The 5226-nt window shown below is 75.0% G+C and carries 4 protein-coding genes and 2 pseudogenes; 5 read left to right on the top strand and 1 reads right to left on the bottom strand.

Annotated features, from left to right (window positions below; genetic code table 11):
- The 4 genes from HCN56_RS23230 to HCN56_RS23215 all read left to right on the top strand — a co-directional run.
- Nucleotides 1-1872, top strand: a 1872-nt coding sequence (locus HCN56_RS23230) for an LpqB family beta-propeller domain-containing protein (RefSeq protein WP_209313089.1), incomplete at its 5' end; no start/stop codon positions are given.
- A 201-nt stretch (nucleotides 1873-2073) separates the two neighbouring features.
- A complete protein-coding gene (locus tag HCN56_RS23225) occupies nucleotides 2074-2784 on the top strand; it encodes a ComF family protein (protein ID WP_167974256.1) in 711 nt (236 codons plus the stop codon).
- Between the two features lie 276 nt (nucleotides 2785-3060).
- Nucleotides 3061-3762: a ribosome hibernation-promoting factor, HPF/YfiA family gene (gene hpf / locus HCN56_RS23220; protein ID WP_167974254.1), complete on the top strand. Its 702-nt coding sequence runs from the start codon at nucleotides 3061-3063 to the stop codon at nucleotides 3760-3762.
- A gap of 216 nt (nucleotides 3763-3978) precedes the next feature.
- The gene (locus tag HCN56_RS23215) at nucleotides 3979-4740 is read left to right on the top strand and encodes a response regulator (protein WP_167974252.1); all 762 of its coding nucleotides are present in this window, start codon (nucleotides 3979-3981) and stop codon (nucleotides 4738-4740) included.
- A gap of 18 nt (nucleotides 4741-4758) precedes the next feature.
- Here the strand turns inward: HCN56_RS23215 and HCN56_RS25930 are convergent.
- Nucleotides 4759-5136, bottom strand: a pseudogene (locus HCN56_RS25930) (DNA glycosylase AlkZ-like family protein); the annotation flags it as partial.
- Between HCN56_RS25930 and HCN56_RS27570 the strand changes: the two are divergent.
- A pseudogene (locus HCN56_RS27570) lies at nucleotides 5128-5226 on the top strand (DNA-binding response regulator); the annotation flags it as partial. The pseudogenes HCN56_RS25930 and HCN56_RS27570 sit on opposite strands and share 9 nt — an antisense overlap.

Raw genomic sequence — 5226 nt, 5'->3', positions numbered from 1 at the left:
GGCGGGCCCCGCTCGGCGGCGCCGCACGGCCGGCGCCCCATACCGGGGCGCCGCGGAGCCGCCCGGCGGGCGGGTCGCGGCGTGGTCCTGCTGGCGGTCGGCGCGATGCTCGCCTCGGGCTGCGCCTCGATGCCGGGTGGTGGCGACGTGCAGCGGGTGGACCAGGCGGTGCGCTCCGACGGTGACTCCCAGGTCCGGGTCTTCGGTGTGAGCCCGCAGCAGGGGGCGCAGCCCGAGCAGATCGTGCGGGGGTTCCTGGAGGCCGTCACCAGCGACGAGGCGGACTTCGCGACGGCGCGCGAGTACCTGACGCAGGAGGCCGACGCGGCCTGGCGGCCGTCGGCCGGCACCTCGGTGCTCTCCGACGGGCCGGGGCTGCCCGCCGAGCCCGGCGAGTCCTCCCCGGACGGCAGCACCGTGCGGTTCGAGATCAGCGGCGAGCGGCTCGCGGTCGTGGACGAGCAGCACGTGTACCGGCCGGACGACGGCACCCACCGGGCGGTGTTCGAACTGAGCCGGGTCGACGAGGAGTGGCGCATCGCCGACCTCCCCGACGGGCTGATCCTGGGGGAGCAGGACTTCCTGCGGATCTACCGCTCGGTGAGCACGTACTTCTACGCGGCGCACTCCACGGCGGCCGTCGCCACCCCGCAGGCCAACAGCACGCTGGTCGCCGACCCGATCTACCTGCGCCACCGCGTCGACCTGGTCGGTGAGGCGGTGAAGGCGCTGCTGTCGGGGCCGAGTGAATGGCTGGAGCCCGTGGTCCGCAGCCAGTTCCCCGACGAGGTCGCGCTGGTCCCCGGCGCCCGGCCGGTCGTCGACGAGGAGGGCGTCCTCACGGTGCGCCTCACCGGGCTCCCCGCCGCGGTGCAGCCCGCGGCGTGCTCCCGGATGGCGGCGCAGCTGTACTACACCGTGCGCGATCTCGGCACCTCCGAGGTGACCGAGGTCCGCGTCTCCGGCGGGAGCGGCGCCATCTGCGCACTGACCGCCGGGGAGGCCCGCGACAACGCGCCGGGGCTGCTCATCGGCGAGCAGGACCGCCAGTACTTCATCGACGACGACAGCCGCGTCACGGTGGTGCAGGACGAGGACGACCCGCGGGCGGTCGCCGGCCCGCTGGGCCGGGGCGAGGTCGCACTGCGCTCGGTCGCCGTCGCCCGGGACGGGCGCCGCGCGGCCGCCGTGTCGGCCGACGGCGCCTCGCTGTACATCGACGCGCTCTCCGGTACCGACTCGCTCGGCGCGCCGGTGCACACCGCGCCCGGCGGCGGCCCGGAGGACGGCATCTCCTCGCCCAGCTGGGACGGGCTCGGCGACCTGTGGTTCGTGGACCGCGGCGCCGACGGACCGCGGGTGATGCGGATGACCGGCGGCACCGGGACCGCTTCCGAGGTCGAGGTCGCCGGTCTCGGCGGCGGCCGCACCGTGGAGGCGCTGCGCGTCGCCTCCGACGGGGTGCGGATCGCACTCCTGGTGCGGGACGAGGAGGACCGCACCACCCTGCAGCTCGGCCGCATCGAGCGCTGGGTCGACGAGGAGCAGCTGCAGATGCGCGTCGAGGGGCTGCGCCCGGTCGCACCCCACCTGGAGAACGTGGTCGCCGTGGCGTGGGCGGGCGGCAGCCGGCTGGTGGTGGTCGGCCGGCCGCCGGGCGGCGCCGAGCAGATGAGTTACGTCAACACCGACGGCTCGACCGTCAATGCGACCAGCGTCGCCGGCCCGAGTGAGATCACGGGGGTCGCCGCCTCCGAGCAGGAGGAGCAGCCGCTGCTGGCGCGGTCGGGCGACGGCATCGCCCGGCAGCACCAGGACGGGACCTGGCGCATCGTCAGCCCCGAGGGGACCAGCCCGGCCTACCCGGGCTGACCGGCCGGTCCGCCGCACCCCTCGCTCGCGCTCTCGGGGCGCCGGTCCGCCCGACGGCACCGTCCGGGCGACCGACGAGCCCGCCCGGTCCGCCCGACGGGCCCGCCCGTCCGGGGCCGTCCGTCCCGATCCCGCCCGCGGTGGCCCCGCGGGTTGTCCACAGGGGTTGCGGCCGCCGTCCCGCCCGGCGACGGTGGGGACATGCGAGACGCCCTGCGGGAGTTGGCGTCGCTGCTGCTCCCGGTGGACTGCGCGGGGTGCGGCGGCGACGGCGGGCCGCTGTGCGGCCGCTGCGGCGCCGCACTGACCGCACTGCGCCCCGCGGCGGTCGTGCCGCGGCCGGCCGGGGCGCCGGCCGTGCTCTGGAGCGGCGGCGGGTACGGCGGTCCGCTGCGCGGCGCCCTGCTCGCACACAAGGAGCGCGGCGCGCTCCCGCTCTGCCGGCCCCTGGGCGGCGTGCTGGCCGCCGCGGTGGAGGCGGCGCTGGCCGCGTGCGGGCCCCGCGTCCGGGACGGCCCCGTGCTGCTCGTCCCCGCTCCCTCGGCCCGCGCCGCGGTGGCGCGGCGCGGCCACGACCCGCTGCTCCGGGTCTGCGGTGCCGCTGCCCGCCAACTGCGGGCACGAGGGCGGCGGGTGGGCGTGGCGCCGCTGCTGCGGCACCGCCGGGCCGTCGCGGACCAGGTGGGGCTCGACGCCCGAGGCCGCCGCGCCAACCTGGACCGGGCGCTGGTCGCCGCGCCCCCGGGGCGCCGCAGCGGCTGCGTGGTGGTCGTCGACGACCTGCTCACCACGGGCGCGACGCTGGCGGAGTGCTGCCGGGCGCTGCGGGCGTCGGGGGCGCGCGCAGCCCCGGTCGCGGCAGCCGTCATCGCGACGCCGCAGCGTTACCCGATCGGGGGTACGCGTCGGTAAGGGTGCCGGTGGTCCACCGTTGGGGGTACTTTCGAGAGAAGGGGTCGGTGCGCCGGCTCCGCCGAAACTTCATACCCGGTCCTGTCACCGCGACGAGTGGCAGCGCCATCGCCCGGACCTCGGGGGAATGCTCTCCCCGAGGCTGGGGAGAAGGAGGTGACAGCCGCAACTCGACGTCGCCGGAGGGCAACGGCCTCAGGATCGGCCGTCCGGCAAGAGTGCACCCAAGGGCGCGCCACCGCCTCGTCAGCGGGGTCGTCCGGAACGGAGTTCTGCGTGGACATCGTCGTCAAGGGCCGCAAGACCGAGGTGCCGGAGCGCTTCCGGCGCCACGTGGCCGACAAGCTCAAGCTTGACAAGATCCAGAGGATCGACTCCAAGGTGATCCGTCTCGACGTGGAGGTGTCCAAGGAGCCCAACCCGAGGCAGGCCGGCCGGTCGGACCGGGTGGAGATCACCCTCCGCCACCGCGGCCCGGTGATCCGGGCCGAGGCCGCCGCCGCCGACCCCTACGGCGCGCTGGACCTCGCGGTGGAGAAGCTCGAGACCCGGCTGCGCCGGAGCCACGACAAGCGGACCTCCCGGCGCGGCAAGCGCCGCATCCCGGCCAGTGAGGTCGGATCGGTGGTCGCGGGTGCCGCCGTCATCAACGGCAACGGCGAACTCGGTGAGAACGGCGTCGCCGACGAGGGTGAGGAGCGCCCGGAGCAGCACCGCGCCGGACCGCTGGAGGTCGACGGCGACGGGCCGCTGGTCGTCCGCGAGAAGGTCCACGCCGCGGGGCCCATGTCCCTCGACCAGGCGCTCTACGAGATGGAACTCGTGGGCCACGACTTCTACCTGTTCGTGGAGTCCGACACCAAGCAGCCCAGCGTGGTGTACCGGCGGCACGCCTACGACTACGGCGTCATCCGGCTGGAGACCGACCCCCTCGCCGTCGACGAGCCGCAGGAAGCGGGGGACGCGCTGGCGGGGTGACACCCCCCGGCGCCCGCCGGTGACCGCGCGCCGGTCACCGCGGCCCCCGCGAGCCCCCTCGGGGGCCGAACACCCCCACCCCCGCGGGTGAAGCCCACTCCTCCGGGGCCCTTGGCCGAATCCGTCGATTCGGCCAAGGGCGCCGTCGTGGAATCATGAGACGTGTCCGGCCGGTCAGGGTGAGCCGGTGAGGGAAGGTGCGCAGGGGGAGTGCAGATGGTCGAGGGCTTCGGACCGACGATGGGCCGGGGGACGCACGGCGGACCCGGGCCGGAAGGGCGGTCCCCGGCCTCCGGACAGCAGCCGCGCGACCCCATCCGGGTCCTCGTCGTGGACGATCACGAGTTGTTCCGGCGCGGTCTGGAGATCGTCCTCGCCCAGGAGGAGGACATCGAGGTCGTCGGCGAGGCGGGCGACGGCGCCGAGGCGGTGGAGAAGGCCGCCGACCTGCTTCCCGACATCGTCCTCATGGACGTCCGGATGCCGCGGCGCGGCGGGATCGAGGCGTGCACCACCATCAAGGAGGTCGCGCCCAGCGCCCGCATCATCATGCTGACGATCAGCGACGAGGAGGCGGACCTCTACGACGCGATCAAGGCGGGCGCCACCGGCTACCTGCTGAAGGAGATCTCGACCGACGAGGTCACGGCGGCGATCCGCGCGGTGGCGGACGGCCAGTCGCAGATCAGCCCCTCGATGGCGGCCAAGCTGCTGACCGAGTTCAAGTCGATGATCCAACGCAACGGCGAGGACCAGCGGTTGGTTCCCGCGCCCCGGCTGACCAGCCGGGAGCTGGAGGTGCTGCGCCTGGTCGCCACGGGACGGAACAACCGGGACATCGCCCGCGTGCTGTTCATCAGCGAGAACACCGTGAAGAACCACGTCCGCAACATCCTGGAGAAGTTGCAGCTGCACTCGCGCATGGAAGCGGTCGTCTACGCGATGCGGGAGAAGATCCTCGACCTGGAGAACGGCTGACGGCCGGCGCGCGCCGCCTCAGCCGACCCCGGCCACCGCCGCCACCAGCGCGGGCCGCGCCTCCTCGGGAGTGACCCGCTCCACGCGCAGCTCGACGCAGCCGACCCAGCCCGCCGCCTCCCGCAGCGCGTCGGCCACCTGCGCGGCGATGCGCTCCCTCTCGCCGCCGCCCTCCAGCGTCACGTGCCGGGCGACCAGCACCTCGCCGTCGCGGGCCGGGTCGACGCGCGCGACCAGCCGCCCGCCCGCCAGCACCGGCATCGCGAAGTAGCCGTACCGCCGGTCGGGAGCGGGAACGTACGCCTCCAGGCGGTGCTCCATGCCGAAGAGGCGCTCGGTGCGGGCGCGGTCCCACACCAGCGAGTCGAAGGGCGACAGCAGCGTGGTGCGGTGGCGGACGGCCAGTCGCAGATCAGCCCCTCGATGGCGGCCAAGCTGCTGACCGAGTTCAAGTCGATGATCCAACGCAACGGCGAGGACCAGCGG

It is taken from the genome of Streptomyces lonarensis (assembly GCF_012033735.1).
Lineage (GTDB): Bacteria > Actinomycetota > Actinomycetes > Streptomycetales > Streptomycetaceae > Streptomyces > Streptomyces lonarensis.
Note: the sequence above shows the minus strand (reverse complement) of the source record. Positions and strands in the feature narration are given on the sequence as shown.

Excerpts from the sequence above, each read along its gene's own strand:
- HCN56_RS23215 (WP_167974252.1), top strand. The coding sequence starts at position 3,979 with ATGGTCGAGGGCTTCGGACCGACGATGGGCCGGGGGACGCACGGCGGA.
- HCN56_RS23225 (WP_167974256.1), top strand. The coding sequence starts at position 2,074 with ATGCGAGACGCCCTGCGGGAGTTGGCGTCGCTGCTGCTCCCGGTGGAC.